The following is a 549-nucleotide window of genomic DNA, read 5'->3' as shown; positions in this document are numbered from 1 at the left end:
TACCCAGTACTGATTCTGAATCAGCATGTCGCTTCGCCATATCATGGTGCGAGCCTTGCCACGCTTCCACTTCGACTTGGTGACAGTCGATGCACGTTTCATTCCCAATAAACTGAGCTTGAACAACTTCTGGTGGAGTTTGGGCGTTTTGCTGTCCAAACAGAGAAAAACTGACGAGCATAGCAAGGCTCACTATTGCCTGCTTCCGACTTGCCCACTGAGTCATAACGATCCTTGTTATTCTAATTTTGTTCTTCATCAACTGTAGGATGACTTTTTCTTTTTGGACAAGTAATTACATGAGTTTTAAGAAAAACTTAAACGGTGCGCAAAAAAAGAGGCTCCTCAGAGCCTCTCGATTTGGAGTTTTGATCGTGCAGCAAACCTACTTATTCGGGTTCTCTTGCAGCTTCTCCATCACTTGATCAAGCGAGAAACTTGCGGCTTTTTGCCTTGGCGGGAACTCTTTGAAGGTTTCTAGGAATCGACCAACATACGTTTGTGCTGGCACCAACATGTAGGCGCGATCAAGCATCCAATCGTAGTACG

The 549-nt window shown here is 45.2% G+C and carries 1 protein-coding gene and 1 pseudogene; both read right to left on the bottom strand.

The features are described 5' to 3' along the window. Positions 1-226: hypothetical protein (locus tag R7Z47_RS26390; RefSeq protein WP_318130969.1), on the bottom strand; the 226-nt coding region annotated here is incomplete at its 3' end. Positions 227-385: 159 nt separating this feature from the next. Then, positions 386-549: pseudogene (locus R7Z47_RS26385) on the bottom strand (arylsulfatase); the annotation flags it as partial.

Origin of the sequence: Vibrio sp. 1641 (genome assembly GCF_033339995.1) — a bacterium.
Taxonomy (GTDB): domain Bacteria; phylum Pseudomonadota; class Gammaproteobacteria; order Enterobacterales; family Vibrionaceae; genus Vibrio; species Vibrio alginolyticus.
This window is presented reverse-complemented; position numbering and strand designations above follow the sequence as displayed.